The following is a 460-nucleotide window of genomic DNA, read 5'->3' as shown; positions in this document are numbered from 1 at the left end:
GATCAAGGACATCACCGACATGGAGCGCGGCGCCACCACGCTGGTCACCCAGTACATGCGCAGCGGCCGCGACGGCGACCTGGCCTGCGCACTGAACTGGATGAGCGCCTGGGCCCGCGCCGGCGCCCTGCAGAGCGACGACTTCAACCACACCGGCAAGTCCATGCGCAAATGGGCGCTGGGCAGCCTCTCCGGCGCCTACATGCGCCTGAAGTTCTCCAGCTCGCGGCCGCTCGCGGCCCACGCCGAGCAGAGCCGGGAAATCGAGGACTGGTTCGCCCGGCTCGGCACCCAGGTAGTCCGCGACTGGAGCGGCCTGCCGCTGAAGAAGATCACCCCCCCTTCCTACTGGGCGGCCTGGTCGGTGATGTCCACCGCGGTGGGGACCAACCGCCGCGACCTCTTCGACTGGGCGGTGAGCGAGTTCAAGGTCGCCGCCAACCAGGTCGACGAGCAGGGC

Annotated in this window: 1 pseudogene; it reads left to right on the top strand. The window is 69.3% G+C overall.

The annotated features are described in order from the left end of the window. A pseudogene (algL, locus tag ACLJNW_RS23200) lies at positions 1-460 on the top strand (alginate biosynthesis protein AlgL); the annotation flags it as partial.

Source organism: Salmonella sp. SAL4457, from assembly GCF_046548235.1.
Lineage (GTDB): Bacteria > Pseudomonadota > Gammaproteobacteria > Enterobacterales > Enterobacteriaceae > Salmonella > Salmonella enterica.
This window is presented reverse-complemented; position numbering and strand designations above follow the sequence as displayed.